This window comes from Pseudomonas alcaligenes (assembly GCF_014490745.1).
Classification (GTDB): Bacteria; Pseudomonadota; Gammaproteobacteria; order Pseudomonadales; family Pseudomonadaceae; genus Aquipseudomonas; species Aquipseudomonas alcaligenes_C.
In genome coordinates this window covers 3,587,661-3,603,825 of the sequence record NZ_LZEU01000001.1, presented here as the reverse complement: position 1 = coordinate 3,603,825, position 16,165 = coordinate 3,587,661, and the positions used below count along the sequence as shown (strand labels likewise).

Here is a 16,165-nt window from a genome sequence, read left to right as displayed (position 1 = left end):
GGGATAGTGCGCCGAGCAGGGGCGGCACGATCACAGGCGTGGCGTTTCGGGCGGGCCCGGCCGGGCCGAGAGCGGCGCTTGGGGCGGCTGTGCGCAGGCCTCGGCTCTCCCGGCAGACCGTCCGTCACGTGACCGCCGGCAGCGGTCGTGCTGCCTGCAGAGAGCCTGTATAGATAACGCGAGCGATCAGGGAGCGAGCCGATGCATCGATCAATACTCTGCCTGGCTAGCCTGCTGCTGGTGCTGGCCGGCTGCCGCAGCGAGCAGCAGGACGAGCGCCACTACATGGCGCCGGCAGCCAATTACGACCTGTCGCACTGGAAGCTGACCCTGCCGGACGAGCAGGCCAGCGAGGTGCGCCCGGATGCACTCAAGGCCGGCTACGCCTCGCGCTATTTCTACCTGGCCGACAACGGCGCCATGGTCTTCGTTGCCCCGGTGCGCGGCGGCACCACGGAAAACTCCGACTATCCGCGCTCCGAGCTGCGCGAGCTGCTCGACCCCAGCCGCGACGGGCAGAACTGGTTCGGCCAGGGTTATCACCGGCTGATGGCCGCCTGCCGGGTGCTCCGCTCGCCCAGCAGCGAGAAGATCATCATCGGCCAGATCCACGGCTACGACGCCCGCCCGCTGATCAAGCTGCAGTGGGACAAGGGCCGGCTCAAGGCCCTGATCAAGCGCCATCCCGAGGGCAGCGAGGAAGACCTGATCCACCTGTTCACCACCCGGGTCAACAACGACCTGTTCTCCTACAGCATCGAAGTGCGCGACGGCGTGCTCAGCGTCGAGGCCAATGGCGAGCGCTTCCAGCACGATTTCTTCCAGGCCGATCCGGCCTGGCGCGCGGTGCCGTTGTACTTCAAGGCCGGTGCCTATGTGCAGGATGCCGAGGGCGGGGCGGCGGAAGTCGGCGAGGTGCAGTTCACCGAGCTGCAGGTGGAGCACGGCGAGTAGGCCGGGCTCCCGGCGCCGCGCCGCGCAGGCTATCCTATGCGCCCGTTTCGCCCGTCCAGGATTGCCCCATGAACGCCCAGCTCCTCGAACTCATCACCCTGATCAGCTCCGGCTGCATGACCGACGAGGAGATTGCCCGTATCGCCGACGAGGCGGCCCAGGCCTACGCCGACTCGCAGGCCTTCCTGGCGGCCAACCCGGACATCAACTACGACGACGATTTCCCCATTCCGCTGGGCGAGTGGGTGGTGATCGGCAGCCTGCCGGACACCGTGCTGTTCCAGGCCGACGACTACGAGAGCCTGCTGGCGCAGATCATCGACTCCTTCGGCCCCAGCGTGACCTTCAACATCAAGCCCAAGCAGCTGGCCAAGGTCGAGCCGCTCAAGGCGCTCAACCGCATCCAGGTGCAGCTCTCGGCGCTGTACAAGGAGAAGGGCGGCTACGTGCTGGTGGATATCAGCGAGCCGCTGGATGACGAGCTGCAGTGCGTGCTCGTCTACACCAGCGACCTGCCGCGGGTACTGCAGCTGGCGGTGGACGTCGGCATCTACGCCGCGCCAGCCTACGAGGCGCTCAAGGCCGAGCTGGAGCAGGCGGCCGACTGAGTGCCGGCCAGGCGGGCCTTGAGCTCGGCGAAGTAGCCCGCCGTGCCGTTGAAGAAGGCCGCCGGCAATACCCCGTAGCGGCTCAGCGCCGCCTCCACCTGCAGCAGCCCGCTCTGCTCGGCCAGCTCATAGGCGCGCAGGCCTTTGTCGATGCGCTCGGCGGTGCTGGCGAAGTCCTTGAACTTCATGTTGCGGCTGCTGCTGAAGTAGGCGAACTCGATGCGCGGGCGCAGCGCCACATGGCGGATCAGCGGCCAGTCGAGGGCTGCGATGGCCTGCTCCACGGCCGGCCCGACTATGGCTTCCTGCTCCCACAGAAAGAACGCCTCGAACAGCGCCCGGCGTTGTTCGGCGGGCAGTGTCCGCTGCTCGGCCTGGGTCTGGTGGCAGGCGTTCAGCGCGGCCAGCAGGCGCGGCGGCACGTACTGGTCGATCTCCGCCAGATGGCCGAATTGCTTGCTGAGGTGATAGGCGCAGTAGGCCTCGATGCACACGCGCCGGTTGATGTCGCGGAAGGCGTCGGCGAAGGCGTGCAGCTGGCGCATTTTCTCCCGGCGCAGGGCCGGTTGCAGCAGGTACTGGGCGGAGAGCAGGGCGCCGACCTTCATCCCCAGGGCGAAGTAGCCGGCGCCCCACAAGGCGCCGTGGGCGGCGATCAGCGGGAAGACGTTGCGCCCGCCGGAGTCTTCGTACAGGTGGTGGTAGACCGAGGCGCGCTGGCCAAGGTCGCCGAGCTTGCCCGCCAGTACCGTCGCTTCCTGGCGGATCCGTGCATAGCCTGTGGCCAGGCTTGCCCTTTCACTGTCCATGCGTCTCGTCCTGAGTAGCCCTGATGCCCTCACTGTAGCGCGGCCGGCCAGACGCCGGCTGCGGTCAGTTGTCGCGTGGCAGCAGGGCCTGGCGCGTGGACGTTACAGGCTGAAGCCACCGTCGATGGGGATGATGTTGCCGGTCATGTAGGCGCCTGCGGCACTGGCCAGGCTGATCGCCAGTGCGGCCATTTCTTCCTCGCGGCCCCAGCGCTGCATGGGGATATGCGCGACGTCCTCGGCCATGGCCGCTTCGTCCTGGGCGATGTGCTTGGTCATCTTGCTCGGGAAGCGCCCGGGGGCGATCACGTTGACGTTGATGTGCTCGCCGACCAGCTCGCGGGCCAGCAGGCGCGACAGCTGGTGCAGCGCCGCCTTGCTCGGGCCGTAGGCGTAGGCCTGTTCGCCGAACGAGCTGATGCCGGCCACCGAGCCGATGTTGATCACCCGCGCCGGGCTCTGCGCGTTGCCGGCCTTGCGCAGTAGCGGCAGCAGTTGCTGGATGCAGCTGAATACCGAGGTGACGTTGAGCTGCATGACCTTTTCCCAGCCTTTCACCGGGTAGCTTTCCAGCGGTGCGCCCCAGGTGGTGCCGGCGTTGTTGACCAGGATATCCAGCTGCTGCAGACGGCTGCCCAGTTCGGCGGCCAGGGCCTTGGCGCCTTCCTCGCTGGACAGGTCGGCGGCCAGGCCGATGCACTCGCCATACACCGACAGTTCCTCGGCGGTCTGGATGCAGGCGGCGCCGTCACGGGCACAGATGAACACCCGCGCGCCGGCTTCGAGGAAGCCCTGGGCGATCATCCGGCCGATGCCGCGGGTGCCGCCGGTAACCAGGGCGGTGCGGCCCTGCAGGCTGAAGTAGGAGTGCATGAAGGAGTCCTCGGGCAGGTTGGGAAGGCCTTAACCCTAATCGCCCGCAGGAGCCGGATGAAGCGCGAGCGGGCGTTATTGCCCAGGGGAATGCCGTGTCATTGGCGCGGCTGGCGCTGGCGCAGCGGGTCGAGCAGCGGCTTGAGGCCGTTGTGGTCGATCTCCTGCATCAGGGCCAGCAGGCGGCCGATCTCGCCCTTGGGGAAACCCTCGCGGGCGAACCAGTTGAGGTAGTGGCCGGGCAGGTCGGCGAGCAGGCGATCCTTGTACTTGCCGAACGGCATGGTACGGGTCACCAGCAGGAGGAGGTCTTCGGGGTTCATGGTCGAGCCGGCAGCGGAGGAGGGCACAGTGTGCCCGTTGCGCCAGCCATGAAAAAGGGCCCCGAGGGGCCCTTTGGCGTTGCGGCGCTGATCAGCTGTGGCGGATCAGATGGTCGAAGGCGGAGAGCGAGGCCTTCGAACCTTCGCCCATGGCGATGACGATCTGCTTGTACGGCACGGTGGTCACGTCGCCGGCGGCAAACACGCCGGGGATGTTGGTGGCGCCCTTGGCGTCGACGATGATCTCACCGAAGCGGCTCAGTTCGACTGTGCCTTTCAGCCAGTCGCTGTTGGGCAGCAGGCCGATCTGCACGAAGATGCCTTCCAGCTCGACCGTGTGTACGGCGTCGCTGGTGCGATCCTTGTACACCAGGCCGGTGACTTTCTGCCCGTCGCCCTTGACCTCGGTGGTCTGCGCGCTCTTGATCACGGTGACGTTGGCCAGGCTGTACAGCTTCTTCTGCAGCACGGCGTCGGCACGCAGGGTGTCGGCGAACTCCAGCAGAGTCACATGGCTGACCAGGCCGGCCAGGTCGATGGCCGCTTCGACGCCGGAGTTGCCGCCGCCGATCACCGCCACGCGTTTGCCCTTGAACAGCGGGCCGTCGCAGTGCGGGCAGAAGCACACGCCCTTGGCCTTGTATTCCTGCTCGCCGGGGACGCCCATCTCGCGCCAGCGCGCGCCGGTGGAGAGGATCACGGTCTTGGCCTTGAGCGAAGCGCCGTTGTCGAACTTGACCTCGTGCAGGCCGCCTTCGCTGCTGGCCGGAACCAGGGCGGAAGCACGCTGCAGGTTCATGATGTCGACTTCGTATTCCTTGACGTGCTCTTCCAGGGCACGCACCAGTTTCGGCCCTTCGGTTTCCTTCACCGAGATGAAGTTCTCGATGGCCATGGTGTCCAGCACCTGGCCACCGAAGCGCTCGGCGGCGATGGCGGTGCGGATGCCCTTGCGCGCGGCGTAGATGGCCGCCGCGGCGCCGGCCGGGCCGCCCCCGATGACCAGTACGTCGAAGGCTTCCTTGGCGCTCATCTTCTCGGCATCGCGGCTACCGGCCTTGGTGTCGATCTTGGCGAGGATTTCCTTCACTTCCATGCGGCCCGAGGCGAACACTTCGCCATTCAGGTAGATGCTCGGCACGGCCATGATTTGGCGGCGCTCGACTTCTTCCTGGAACAGCGCGCCGTCGATGGAGACGTTGCGGATGTTGGGGTTGAGCACGGCCATCAGGTTCAGCGCCTGCACCACGTCCGGGCAGTTCTGGCAGGACAGCGAGAAGTAGGTCTCGAACTCGAAGGTGCCTTCGATGGCCTGGATCTGCGCGATGGTCTCGGCATCCAGCTTGGACGGGTGGCCACCGACCTGCAGCAGGGCCAGCACCAGCGAGGTGAACTCGTGGCCCATGGGGATACCGGCGAAGCTGACGCCGATATCGGCGCCCGGGCGAACCAGGGCGAAGGACGGACGGCGCGCATCGCTGCCATCGGTCTTGAGGCTGATCTTGTCGGTCAGGCCGACGATGTCTTGCAGCAGTCCGAGCAGTTCCTGGGACTTTTCGCCGTCATCGAGGGAAGCGACGATCTCGAACGGCTGGGTGACCTTCTCGAGGTAGGCCTGCAACTGGGTTTTAAGACTGGCATCCAACATGACGGGGTTCCTTTTCAACGAATTGCGGACAAACAAACGCCCGGGCGGATCGCGCCCGGGCGTTCGGGCGCGCTTACAAGATCGGGTGTGACCTGTCAGCGCGTAAAACGGAGCGGGAAACGTAGCGAGCGTTGCTGAGGCAAGGCGAAATCAGGCGAGGGCGCGGAGTTTACGAGCTGTAAATGAGCAGCCCGAGCCTGATTTCAACGCCGCATCAGCGACGCGCAGTAGTTTCCAGACCGTTTTTAGATCTTGCCAACCAGATCCAGGGACGGAGCCAGGGTCTTCTCGCCTTCTTTCCACTTGGCCGGGCAGACTTGGCCCGGGTTGGCGGCGGTGTACTGAGCGGCTTTCAGCTTGCGCAGGGTCTCGGAGACGTCGCGAGCGATTTCGTTGGAGTGGATTTCCAGGGTCTTGATCACGCCTTCCGGGTTGATCACGAAGGTGCCGCGCAGGGCCAGGCCTTCTTCCGGGATGTGCACGCCGAAAGCGTTGGTCAGGGCGTGGGTCGGGTCACCGATCAGCGGGAACTGAGCCTTGCCAACGGCCGGCGAGGTTTCGTGCCAGACCTTGTGGGAGAAGTGGGTGTCGGTGGTGACGATGTACACTTCGGCGCCAGCTTTCTGGAACTCGGCGTAGTTGTTGGCGGCGTCTTCGATTTCGGTCGGGCAGTTGAAGGTGAAGGCTGCCGGCATGAAGATCAGAACCGACCATTTGCCCTTCAGGGACTGCTCGGTAACCTGGATGAACTCGCCGTTGTGGAAAGCGTTGGCGCTGAACGGCTGAACCTGGGTGTTGATCAGAGACATGAGAAAACTCCTGTTGGGGGTTGGTAACTTGATGCTGCGCATACTAACCGCATCGGCCGTAATCGCTAAATTGAATGAAGGCATGAACACGATTGGCTGGGTCTATCTGCCTTCATCTAAAAGGTGACAGTGATCTATGACAGTCAGCCGGCGATCTGCAGTTGCGGGTGGCGCTGGCGATACTGTTCGAAGATGTACTGGCGAATGCGTTCGCTGTGCTCGCGGTGGTTCAGCAGCAGGCGATAGGCGGCGCGCTGTGGGCTGGTGCGGCGAATGCAGCGGCCGCTGACCGGCATCGGCTCGCGTCCCGGCAGGGGCAGCCAGAGGCTGAACAGCTCGGGAAGCGGAGTGCCGGGCGTCTGGCTGCTGACCAGCAGGCCGCCAGGGGATATCTCGTGTACCCGCAGCGCGGTGGCCTGGCCGTGTTCGTCGAGCAGCGGCAGCGGGGTGGGCAGCGTCAGGCGCCAGGGGCGGCGCACGGCGCCTTCCTCGAAAATGCTCGGGGCGCCCAGTTCCAGCTGCAGGCTGTGCATTTCGTCTTCCACCAGCTGCAGGGGGAAACTCATGCGGTAATTGCCCAGTTGCGCTTCCAGGCTCAGCTGGGCGTGCAGACCCAGGCGGCCGAGCAGGGCATTGGCCTGGGGGCCACCATCGACCTTGAAGGCGGGCAGCTGCAGGGGGTTGCCGATCAGCTGACTGCTGAACACCTGGCGGAGGAAGTCCAGTTCTTCACTGGACAGGGTGTTGTGCTCGGGCATGGCGCCTCCCACGGGCGGGGATGGTTATTCGCAAGCAATAAACACGCCGCCGCAGTGACCGTTCGGTCTAGCGGGGCGCCTGTAATGCCGCGAGTTCGCTCTTCAGACGGCTGACCTCGGCCTCAAGTTCCACAATCCGCTGCCTGGCCTCTATTTCGGCGCTGACGTTCTTCTGGATGCCGATGAAATAGGTGAGCTGATCGCCCTCGTTGAACACCGGGGTGATCGACAGTTCGTTCCAGAACGCACTGCCGTCCTTGCGGTAGTTGCGGATGATCTGCCGGCACGGCTTCTGGCTGCGAATCGCCTCGCGAATCGCTGCCAGGCCCAGCTGGTTGCGGTCGTCGCCCTGCAGAAAGCGGCAATCCTGGTAGAGGATGTCGTCGCTGCTGTAGCCGGTGAGGCGCTCGAAGGCGGCATTGGCGTAGATCAGGATATTGTCCTCGCCTTCCTGCTCGGCCACGACTATCCCGTCGTTGGAGGCATCTACCACCAGTTGCAGCAGTTTGGCGTCGATCATGGTGCACATTCCCCAGGTGTTTGGCGCATTCTATGGCATCCCGGCAAACCGTCCACTTGCGGCATAATGCGAGACATTATCAAGCTGTTGCGGAGTCCTGCATGAAAGTCGCCATTCTCTCCGGGTCGGTCTACGGTGCTGCCGAGGAGGTTGCCCAGCGCGCCGTCGAGGTGCTCAAGGGCGCCGGTTTCGAGCCCTGGCACAAGGCCGGGGTGAAGTTCGACGAGGTGCTGGCCTTTGCCCCCGAGGCGGTGCTGGTGGTGACCTCGACCACCGGCATGGGCGAGCTGCCGGGCAACCTGCAGGAGCTGTATTTCACCCTGCGCGACCGCTTCCCGGCCTGGGCCGGCCTGCCGGGCGCGGTACTGGCCCTGGGGGATTCCAGCTACGACGTGTTCTGCGGCGGTGGCGAGCAGATGCGCGAGCTGCTGCTGGAGCTGGGTGTGCGCGAGGTGCTGCCGATGCTGCGCCTGGACGCCAGCGAATCGGTGACCCCGGAAGACGACGCCATGCCCTGGCTGAATGAGCTGGCCGAGGCATTGAAAAGCTGATGCACCCGCGCGCCGTCGAGCTGATCCGCGAGCTGCAGCTGGTTGCCCATCCCGAGGGCGGCTATTACCGGCGCCTGTTCACCTCGGCCCAGCGCGATGCCGCGGGCCGTGCTGCGTCCAGCGCCATCCTGTTCCTCCTGCCGGGCGGCGCGGTGAGTCGCTGGCACCGGGTGGATGCCGACGAGCTGTGGCATTACCACGAAGGCGCGCCGCTGCAGCTGTTGGTCGGGGATACGGCGGATGCCGTGCGCTGTGAGCGACTCGGCCCGGTGGCGGCCGAGCAGTTGCCGCAGCGGGTGGTGCCGGCCCAGGCCTGGCAGGCGGCACGCAGCCTCGGCGAGTTCACCCTGGTGGGCTGCACGGTGGCGCCGGAGTTTCGCTTCGAGAACTTCCGCCTGCTGGCCGATGACCCGGCCGAGCAGGCGCGCTGGCCGCTACTGGCAGGCACCTATCCCGAGCTGCTGTGAGTGGCGTGCTCGTCGAGCAGATCCAGCCAGGCCTGCGCCGCGGCGCCAGATGAGTGCACAGTGACCCGCAAGGCCACTGCGCTGGCCTGCAAGGCGACTGGTGCGGGGGGCGTCGCTCGCTAGACTCCTTGGCACAACAACAAGTGCCGAGGTACCCGCCGTGAACGCTCCGCTCAGCTTGCCCAATGTGAAGAACCAGGTCTCCGCTGCCGAATGGCAGACCCGCGTCGATCTGGCCGCCTGCTACCGGCTGATCGCCCTGTACGGCTGGGACGACCTGATCTTCACCCATATCTCGGCGAAGATCCCCGGCACCGAAGAGTTCCTGATCAACCCCTACGGCCTGATGTTCCACGAGATCACCGCCTCGAGCCTGGTGAAGATCGACCTGGCCGGCAACAAACTGATGGACAGCCCGTTCGACATCAACCCGGCCGGCTACACCATCCACAGTGCCGTGCACGAGGTGCGCCACGACGTGGCCTGCGTGCTGCACATCCACACCGCCGCCGGCATCGCCGTATCCGCGCAGAAAAATGGCCTGCTGCCGCTGTCGCAGCAGTCGCTGTTCGTGCTGGCCAGCCTGGCCTACCACGGCTACGAAGGCGTGGCCCTGAACCACGACGAGAAGGCCCGTCTGCAGGCCGATCTGGGCGACAAGAACTTCATGATCCTGCCCAACCACGGCCTGCTCACCGCTTTCGGCAGCATCGCCGACGCCTTCCTCGGCATGTTCACCCTGCAGCGTGCCTGCGAGGCGCAGATCATGGCGCAGAGCGGTGGCGGCGAGCTGATCCACATTCCGCAGCAGATTCTCGACGGCGCCCGGGCGATGATCGCCGGGGTGATGCGCAGCCCGCAGGGCATGGGCGGTTCGCTGCCGTGGCCGGCGCTGCTGCGCAAGCTCGATATGCAGATGCCGGGTTACGCCGAGTGACGGCGCTGCCAGGCATTGCCCTGGATGAGTGGCGGGCGCAGGGGCAGGGGTTCAGCTTCAAGGGCCACGCCATTCGTTACTGGGTGGCGGGGCCGGTGGATGCCGAGCCGCTGTTGCTGATCCACGGTTTCCCCACGGCCAGCTGGGACTGGCACTACCTGTGGCAGCCGCTGGCGGCCAAGTACCGGGTGATCGCCTGCGACATGCTCGGTTTCGGCTATTCGGCCAAGCCGCGCGGGCATGACTACAGCCTGCTGGAGCAGGCCGACCTGCAGCAGGCGCTGCTGGTGCACCTGAACATAGCCGGGGCGGTGCATGTACTGGCCCATGACTATGGCGACAGCGTGGCCCAGGAGCTGGTCGCCCGCCATCAGGGCGGGCGGCTGCAACTGGCCAGCTGCGTGTTCCTCAATGGCGGCCTGTTCCCCGAAACCCACCGCCCGGTGCTGACCCAGAAGCTGCTGCTCAGCCCACTGGGGCCGCTGCTCGGCAAACTGTTCTCGCGGGCCAAGCTGAAGGCCAACCTGACCCAGGTATTCGGCCCGCAGACGCCACCCAGCGAGGCCGAGCTGGATGCCTTCTGGGCGCTGATCACGCATAACGACGGGCCGGCGGTGATGCACCGGCTGATCCGCTACATCCTCGATCGCCGGGTCAACCGCGAACGCTGGGTGACGGCGATGCAGAAAACGGCGCTGCCCATGCGGGTGATCGACGGTGCCCTCGACCCGATTTCCGGGGCGCACATGGTGGCGCGCTATCGCGAGCTGATCGAGAGCCCGGACACGGTTTTGCTGGCAGCCATAGGCCACTATCCGCAGACCGAGGCACCCGCAGAGGTGCTCGAACACTACCTGCAATTCCGTGACCGGCTGGAGGCCAAAACATGCAGCGACGTACCGTCTTGAAGGGAGCCGCAGTAGGCGGCGTGGCAGTGCTGGGGGCCGGCTTCTGGGCCTTGCCGACGGGGGCGGCACCCGCTGCACTGAGCCTGGAAGGGGCGCAGCAGACCCTGGCCGGCCTGGCCGGGCGTGAGCTGGTCAGCCGCCAGGGCTGGAGCCCGAGCGAGGTGTTCAACCACTGCGCGCAGAGCATCGACTTCTCGATTGATGGTTACCCCGAACTGAAGCCGAACTGGTTCCGCCACAGTATCGGGCCGCTGGCCTTCAGCGTGTTCAGTGCCCGTGGCGCCATGCGTCACCCACTGCACGAGGCCATTCCTGGCGCCGGCCCGCTGCTCGAGCCGGCCACTACCGCTGCTGCCCTGGCGCGCCTGCAGGCCGCCTTCGCCCGTTTCGCCGCGCACACCGGCGAGCTACAGCCGCACTTCGCCTATGGCGCCCTCAGTCATGCGGAATATGCCCAGGCCCATGTGCTGCACCTGTACAACCACCTGAGTCTGATCGGCGAAGCCAATCAGCCTGCCTGATCTTCTGCGTGCGGGATCATCCTGCTGCCTTATCGGCAACCATTCAGTCGTGCGGAAGATGATTGTCGAGTGCCGGCGCATGCCGGACACTCGGGCTCTTTTCCACGCTGCCGAGGGAGCATGTTCATGAGTGATGCCGTTCGTTTCGAAGACAAAGTGGTGATCGTCACCGGCGCCGGCGGCGGTCTCGGCCGTGCCCATGCCCTGCTGTTCGCCAAACACGGCGCGCGCGTGGTGGTCAACGATCTGGGCGGCAGCGCCCATGGCGAAGGTGCCAATGCCTCGGCGGCAGACAAGGTGGTTGCGGAAATTCGTGCCGCTGGCGGCACCGCTGTGGCCAACCATGACTCGGTGACCGACGGCGGCAAGATCGTGCAGAACGCCCTGGACGCCTTCGGTCGCGTCGACGTGGTGGTCAACAACGCCGGCATCCTGCGCGACAAGTCCTTCGTCAAGATGGAAGACGCCGACTGGGATCTGGTCTACAAGGTGCACGTCGAGGGCGCCTACAAGGTGACCCACGCCGCCTGGCCGCACCTGCGCGAGCAGAACTTCGGCCGGGTGATCTTCACTGCGTCCACCTCGGGCATCTACGGCAACTTCGGCCAGTCCAACTACGGCATGGCCAAGCTCGGCCTGTACGGCCTGACCCGTACTCTGGCCATCGAGGGGCGCAAGAACAACGTGCTGGTCAACGCCATCGCCCCCACCGGCGGCACGCGCATGACCGAAGGCCTGATCCCGCCGCAGGTGTTCGAGCAGCTCAAGCCGGAGCTGGTCAGCCCGCTGGTGGTGTACCTTGGCAGCGAGCAGTGCAAGGACACCGGCGGCCTCTACGAAGTGGGCGGTGGCTGGATCGGCAAGGTGCGCTGGGAGCGCAGCCTGGGTGCCGGTTTCGACCCGCAGGCCGGTTTCAGCCCGGACGACGTGGCCGCCAGCTGGAAGCAGATCGGCGACTTCGAGGGGGCGGTGCACCCGGACGACAACGTCACCGCCCTGCGCGAGATGATGGCCAACCTGCAGAAACACGCGCGCTGATTGCGCCAGGGCGCGGGGGAATTCGGCCAGCGGGCTGATTTCCCCGGCGCAGGCAACTATGGTGAAGGCCGGCAGCGATGCCGGCCTTTTTCATGGCCGCGTGGCAGGCTGCCGCCCATCCCCGTCGCGGAGACAGCGCCATGAGCCTGCTGGTCGAGAAGAATGCTGCGGTCACCACCCTGATCCTCAATCGCCCCGAGGTACGCAACGCCGTCGACCGGCCGACCGCCGATGCACTGGCCGCCGCCCTGCGCGAGTTCGAGCGTGATGAGTCGGCGCGGGTGGCGGTGCTCACCGGCGCCGGCGGCTGCTTCTGCGCCGGTGCCGACCTGGCTGCCGTGGCCGAAGGCGGCGCGCGCAGCAACCGCCTGCAGGAAGGCGGCGATGCGCCCATGGGGCCGAGCCGCATGCTGCTGAGCAAGCCGCTGATCGCCGCCATCGAGGGCCACGCGGTGGCCGGCGGCCTGGAGCTGGCGTTGCTCGCCGACCTGCGGGTGATGGCGGCGGATGCCTTGCTCGGGGTGTTCTGCCGGCGCTTCGGCGTGCCGCTGATAGATGGCGGCACGGTGCGCCTGCCGCGTATCGTCGGCCAGGGCCGGGCGCTGGATCTGATCCTCACCGGGCGCGCAGTGGCGGCCGAGGAGGCCTTGCAGATGGGCCTGGTCAATCGCGTGGTGGCCACTGGCAGCGCGCGGGCGGTGGCCGAGCAACTGGCGGCGCAGATCTCGGCATTCCCGCAGCTGTGCATGCTTACCGACCGCGCCAGCGTCTACGGGCAGTGGGAGCTGCCGCTGGATGCGGCGCTGCGGGCGGAGTTTCGCGGCGGCTTGGCGGTGGTGGAGAGCGGGGAGACCCATGCCGGTGCCCAGCGCTTTCGCGCGGGAGCGGGCCGGCACGGGGATTTCGGCAAACCGCAGAGCTGATTGCCCTGGATCAGGCTGCGGTCAGTTACTAGCGGGCTTGTAGCTTGAAGTTATCGTCCGAGGGTTCCTTGGTATAGGCACCCTGGTCATGCACCAGCTTCTGCGTACCGCTCATCAGGGTGGCGATGCGGCTGTCGGCAGTCTTGGCCGAGGCGGCCTGGTTGCTGGTGCCGGTGATCAGCGGCGGGTTGAAGCTGAACGACCACAGGTAGTGCCAGACCGCCGAGTTGTGCTTCTCGGTGATCTGCGTGGCGTTGAAGTACCAGGGCTTGAGCTCTGTAAAGGCGGTCATCTTCATCAGGTCGGGGTTTTCATCACCGACGAACACGGTGGTGGTAACCGCCGAGCTGCGGTAGGCCTCGAAGATCACGCCCTTGCCCTTCAGCTCGCTGACGTAGCTGCGGCACACCGCCCCCGTCCACTGGTTGCCGAGCCAGCTCTTGGCGTTGTTGGAGTAGAACGGATCGAGCAGAGCCACGCGTTTGGGCAGCAGTTTGCTGTTGAGGGTGCCAGCGCTGACCGCATCGCTGATCTTCTTGCTCAGCACGATGGCCGCCTGGTTGCCCAGGGAGTGGCCGAGGATGCGGATATTGCTGCCGCTGTAGCCGGCCAGGTTGTCCTTGTAACTCTTGAACAGCAGGTCGCCAACCGATTGGGCCGGGCCGCTGGCATACACCCCACTGGCGTTGCGCCAGCGCATGGCGCGCGGGCCGCTGGCGCTCCAGATCTTGGCCTCGGCATCGGTGACTTCGCCCTCGTCGGCGAACTGGTTCCAGTACAGCACGCCGACGTTGTAGCCGGCGCGCAGCCAGGCATCGGCCAGATCCAGGGCCGGGCCGCCGGCACCTTCGCGGTTGAAGGTCTCGCGATCCTTGCGCGAGGTGGTGCCGTTCTGCCAGCCGTGGATATAGATCAGCGTCGGCTTGCTCGGGTTGTAGTAGGTATTGCCTTGGCCTGGCACCGCCTTCTGCCAAGTGTCGCCATAGCCGAACCAGTACAGGCCGTAGTCGAGGTTGTTGAAGGTGGAGTCGGGGAAAACGCCGGGGGCGGCGTGCAACAGCGAGGAAAAGCACAGCAGGCACAGCACTAAGAGCTTGCGCATCGTGGACGTCCCTATGTTGTTATTGTGTTGGGGCGCGCCAATTAGGCAGAGACTTCGTGCTGTTGTCCAGCCCCCGTCAATGCAGGGCTGGCGCGTGCTGCAGCTCGTGCAAGCGCTGGCTCAGGCGCAGGCTTTCCTGCGGGTCGTCGCTGAGCAGCAGGGCCCGTTCCAGGTCGAAGCGTTCGGCCTGCGGGCAGTCCAGTTCGCGGTAGATCATGGCCCGCAACAGGTGGTCGGCGACATTCGCCGGGGCCAGCTGGAGGATGCGTTCGGCGTCCTTGAGCGCGGCCAGGTGCTCGCCGGCGGCCCCGTGCAGGTGGCACAGGTTGCGCGACAGGCGCAGCAGCAGGGCGCGGCTGTCGCAAGTCTGCAGGTGGCTGGCGTTCAGCTGGGCCTGCGGGCCGGCGACCCGCGCCAGCAGTTCGCGGCAGTCGCGGGGGTAGAGGCGGCGGCCGCTGCAGGGGTCGAGCAGGTGGTCGGCGGCCGGTACGCGCAGCAGCAGGTGGCCGGGGAAGTTCACCGCCTGCAGCGGGATGTTCAGCTGCCGCGCCAGCTCCAGGGCGATCAGCGCCAGCGACAGCGGCTGGCCGCGGCGCCGTTGCAGCACCAGGTGCAGCAGGGCGGCCTGGGGGCGCAGGGGCAGGTCGTCGTCTTCGTGGAAGTCCAGCTCGCCCAGACGGCGCAGCAGCGGTTGCGCCAGCTCGCCCGGCGACAGCTGGGGCAGGCCGGCGGCCACCTGCTGGCGCAGGTTGAGCAGTTCGCGGCGCACGCGCTCGGCGTCGAGCTGCGGGTCGTGCTCGGCAGCGATCGCCAGGGCCGCGTCGAACAGCGCCGGCGGTTCGGATTCCAGGTGGTGCAGCCAGGCCGGACGTACGGTCATCAGGGTCTCCACTGTGGGGAGGGCTTGTCTGACTTTTAACCGGCCCTGGGCGTGACGTCCAGTGTGCTGCGTTCTAAGCGTGGATGCGTTGGCCGCGGTACATGCGCAGCGACTCGCGCGGTTCCTCGACCGGGCTGGCAGCGGCCGGGGCGGGCGTGTCGGCAGCAGGGGCCTGACTATGCCCGCGGTACTGTTTGCCGGGCGTGCCCTGGCTGGCGGCGGGGGCACTGTGGAAGTCGCTCAGCTCGGCCAGGCGGATGGCCAGGTTGCGGGTGTCCTGATCCGTGGAGCGCAGGCAGGCCAGGAGCATGGCCTCCACCGCGTCCGGCTGGCTCAGGCGGATATCCAGCTGCAGTTCGTCGCGCAGGCGGCGGCGCAGTGACTGCATGCAGTCGAGTAAGGCCTTGTTCAGTTCCATGCACAATTCCCCCGTCTCGGTGACGCACCAGGGCGCCAGACCCAGCGGTCGTTGCAAGCGGCATACCAGCGCGGCGGCAGCGAACTGTGCGCTGTTTCACCTGTCCATGGGCGGATGCCTGCTCGCCGCTGGTGCAGTCTGCACTTCTCTGGCGCGGCGCTGAAGGTGTTTGGGCGAAGCGGTATACTGGCGCTTTGTTATCTGGCTGCGGCCTCCCCTGAAGGTTTACCCATGCGCAACGATGCACACGACGAACTGGATCATGTTCCCAGTCTGACTACCGATCCCCGCGATCACGACGACTTCGCTGCGGCCCGTCACCACGAGCAGCCGCAGGTGCGTCACGCCGGGCGGGCAGCGCCGACCGCTGCGCCGCGCAGTGGCGGCACCGGGGCGCTGTGGGCCCTGGTCGGCGCGCTGCTGATCTCCCTGGCCGGCCTGAGCTGGTGGAGCTACCAGCAGATTTCCCTGCTGCAGGCCTCGCTGGTGGCGACCCAGGAAAGCTTCGCGGTGATCAGCGAGGAAGCCGCCGGGCGGATCAAGGACATCTCCGGCAAGGTGGTGGCCACCGAGTCCAACGTCACCAGTGGCAGCGAGGCCCTCAAGCTGCGGGTCAAGCAACTGGAGAACAAGCTGGCCGAGCTGAGCAAGCAGCAGCAGAACGTGGCCGGCCAGCAGAGCGGCCAGGGCAAGCGTATCGAGGCCCTGGCCGCCGATCTGAAGAGCCAGCAGAGCGCCGCCGGCCAGCTTGACGAGCGCATCGGCAAGCTGGACAAGCAGGCCGGCGAGCAGAAGGCGGCACTGGCCGCCTTCGACAAGCTGGGCGCGCAGGTGAAGACCCTGGGCAGCGATATCGAGGCATTGAAGAAACAGGGCAATCCGAGCCAGGCCATCAAGGGGCTGGAACAGGATCTGCTGGTGCTGCGCAGCGAGCTGGACAACCGCCCGGCCGCGAGCAGCACCAACACTGCCGAGTTCGACGCCTTCCGCGCCCAGGTCACGCGCAACGTCAGCACTCTGCAGGCGCAGGTGCAGAACCTGCAGCAGCAGATCAACGCCCGCCAGTAAGCAGCGTGTGGTAGCGAATAAGCCCCGCCTTGGCGGGGCTTTTTCATGGC

General features: G+C 66.4%; 20 protein-coding genes. 10 read left to right on the top strand and 10 right to left on the bottom strand.

The genetic code is table 11. The features are described from left to right. The first annotated feature begins 201 nt into the window (after window positions 1–201). Together A9179_RS16475 and A9179_RS16470 are read left to right on the top strand one after the other, a co-directional pair. Complete coding sequence (locus A9179_RS16475) at window positions 202–954, top strand: polysaccharide lyase family 7 protein (RefSeq protein ID WP_187807296.1); 753 nt, start codon at window positions 202–204, stop codon at window positions 952–954. A gap of 68 nt (window positions 955–1,022) precedes the next feature. Further along, the gene (locus tag A9179_RS16470; protein ID WP_187807295.1) at window positions 1,023–1,562 is read left to right on the top strand and encodes a hypothetical protein; all 540 of its coding nucleotides are present in this window, start codon (window positions 1,023–1,025) and stop codon (window positions 1,560–1,562) included. Here A9179_RS16470 and A9179_RS16465 read toward each other — a convergent pair. From A9179_RS16465 to A9179_RS16435, 7 genes are all read right to left on the bottom strand, one after another. Beyond that, window positions 1,520–2,371 carry a hypothetical protein gene (locus A9179_RS16465; protein ID WP_187807294.1) on the bottom strand — a complete coding sequence of 284 codons (852 nt, stop codon included), beginning with the start codon at window positions 2,369–2,371 and terminating at the stop codon, window positions 1,520–1,522. The genes A9179_RS16470 and A9179_RS16465 overlap by 43 nt on opposite strands. 102 nt (window positions 2,372–2,473) lie before the next feature. Next, window positions 2,474–3,244, bottom strand: a complete 771-nt coding sequence (locus A9179_RS16460; protein ID WP_187807293.1) for an SDR family oxidoreductase — start codon at window positions 3,242–3,244, stop codon at window positions 2,474–2,476. A gap of 98 nt (window positions 3,245–3,342) precedes the next feature. Continuing rightward, window positions 3,343–3,567, bottom strand: a complete 225-nt coding sequence (locus tag A9179_RS16455; protein WP_187807292.1) for a DUF3820 family protein — start codon at window positions 3,565–3,567, stop codon at window positions 3,343–3,345. Window positions 3,568–3,658: 91 nt separating this feature from the next. After that, window positions 3,659–5,215, bottom strand: coding sequence for an alkyl hydroperoxide reductase subunit F (gene ahpF, locus A9179_RS16450; protein WP_187807291.1), 1,557 nt, complete (start codon window positions 5,213–5,215; stop codon window positions 3,659–3,661). Window positions 5,216–5,460: 245 nt separating this feature from the next. Beyond that, complete coding sequence (ahpC, locus tag A9179_RS16445) at window positions 5,461–6,024, bottom strand: alkyl hydroperoxide reductase subunit C (protein WP_187807290.1); 564 nt, start codon at window positions 6,022–6,024, stop codon at window positions 5,461–5,463. Between the two features lie 143 nt (window positions 6,025–6,167). Beyond that, window positions 6,168–6,782, bottom strand: a complete 615-nt coding sequence (locus tag A9179_RS16440) for a PilZ domain-containing protein (RefSeq protein ID WP_187807289.1) — start codon at window positions 6,780–6,782, stop codon at window positions 6,168–6,170. 67 nt (window positions 6,783–6,849) lie between these two features. After that, on the bottom strand, window positions 6,850–7,302 hold the full coding sequence (locus A9179_RS16435) for a PAS domain-containing protein (RefSeq protein ID WP_187807288.1): 453 nt from the start codon (window positions 7,300–7,302) through the stop codon (window positions 6,850–6,852). A 101-nt stretch (window positions 7,303–7,403) separates the two neighbouring features. Here A9179_RS16435 and A9179_RS16430 point away from each other — a divergent pair, with 101 nt between their 5' ends. The 7 genes from A9179_RS16430 to A9179_RS16400 all read left to right on the top strand — a co-directional run bounded on the left by A9179_RS16430 (window position 7,404) and on the right by A9179_RS16400 (window position 12,647). Next, window positions 7,404–7,853: a flavodoxin gene (locus tag A9179_RS16430; RefSeq protein ID WP_187807287.1), complete on the top strand. Its 450-nt coding sequence runs from the start codon at window positions 7,404–7,406 to the stop codon at window positions 7,851–7,853. Beyond that, window positions 7,853–8,320 carry a cupin domain-containing protein gene (locus A9179_RS16425; RefSeq protein ID WP_187807286.1) on the top strand — a complete coding sequence of 156 codons (468 nt, stop codon included), beginning with the start codon at window positions 7,853–7,855 and terminating at the stop codon, window positions 8,318–8,320. Before A9179_RS16430 ends, A9179_RS16425 begins: the two co-directional genes overlap by 1 nt. A 160-nt stretch (window positions 8,321–8,480) precedes the next feature. After that, the gene (locus A9179_RS16420; protein ID WP_187807285.1) at window positions 8,481–9,257 is read left to right on the top strand and encodes a class II aldolase/adducin family protein; all 777 of its coding nucleotides are present in this window, start codon (window positions 8,481–8,483) and stop codon (window positions 9,255–9,257) included. Further along, a complete protein-coding gene (locus A9179_RS16415) occupies window positions 9,254–10,165 on the top strand; it encodes an alpha/beta fold hydrolase (RefSeq protein WP_187807284.1) in 912 nt (303 codons plus the stop codon). Before A9179_RS16420 ends, A9179_RS16415 begins: the two co-directional genes overlap by 4 nt. Then, window positions 10,144–10,686, top strand: a complete 543-nt coding sequence (locus tag A9179_RS16410) for a DUF1569 domain-containing protein (RefSeq protein ID WP_187807283.1) — start codon at window positions 10,144–10,146, stop codon at window positions 10,684–10,686. The genes A9179_RS16415 and A9179_RS16410 overlap by 22 nt, the downstream gene beginning before the upstream one ends. A 126-nt stretch (window positions 10,687–10,812) precedes the next feature. Then, on the top strand, window positions 10,813–11,724 hold the full coding sequence (locus A9179_RS16405; RefSeq protein ID WP_187807282.1) for an SDR family oxidoreductase: 912 nt from the start codon (window positions 10,813–10,815) through the stop codon (window positions 11,722–11,724). Window positions 11,725–11,864: 140 nt separating this feature from the next. Further along, entirely contained in the window at window positions 11,865–12,647 is a 783-nt protein-coding gene (locus A9179_RS16400) for a crotonase/enoyl-CoA hydratase family protein (RefSeq protein ID WP_187807281.1), read from the top strand. Between the two features lie 28 nt (window positions 12,648–12,675). Here A9179_RS16400 and A9179_RS16395 read toward each other — a convergent pair whose 3' ends face one another. The 3 genes from A9179_RS16395 to A9179_RS16385 all read right to left on the bottom strand — a co-directional run bounded on the left by A9179_RS16395 (window position 12,676) and on the right by A9179_RS16385 (window position 15,047). Next, complete coding sequence (locus A9179_RS16395) at window positions 12,676–13,749, bottom strand: alpha/beta hydrolase family protein (RefSeq protein WP_187807280.1); 1,074 nt, start codon at window positions 13,747–13,749, stop codon at window positions 12,676–12,678. Between the two features lie 76 nt (window positions 13,750–13,825). Continuing rightward, a complete protein-coding gene (locus A9179_RS16390; RefSeq protein WP_187807279.1) occupies window positions 13,826–14,629 on the bottom strand; it encodes a SirB1 family protein in 804 nt (267 codons plus the stop codon). Between the two features lie 73 nt (window positions 14,630–14,702). Next, a complete protein-coding gene (locus A9179_RS16385; protein WP_187807278.1) occupies window positions 14,703–15,047 on the bottom strand; it encodes a hypothetical protein in 345 nt (114 codons plus the stop codon). Between the two features lie 231 nt (window positions 15,048–15,278). Between A9179_RS16385 and A9179_RS16380 the strand changes: the two genes are divergently transcribed. Further along, on the top strand, window positions 15,279–16,115 hold the full coding sequence (locus A9179_RS16380; protein ID WP_187807277.1) for an ATPase: 837 nt from the start codon (window positions 15,279–15,281) through the stop codon (window positions 16,113–16,115). Window positions 16,116–16,165: the final 50 nt, after the last annotated feature.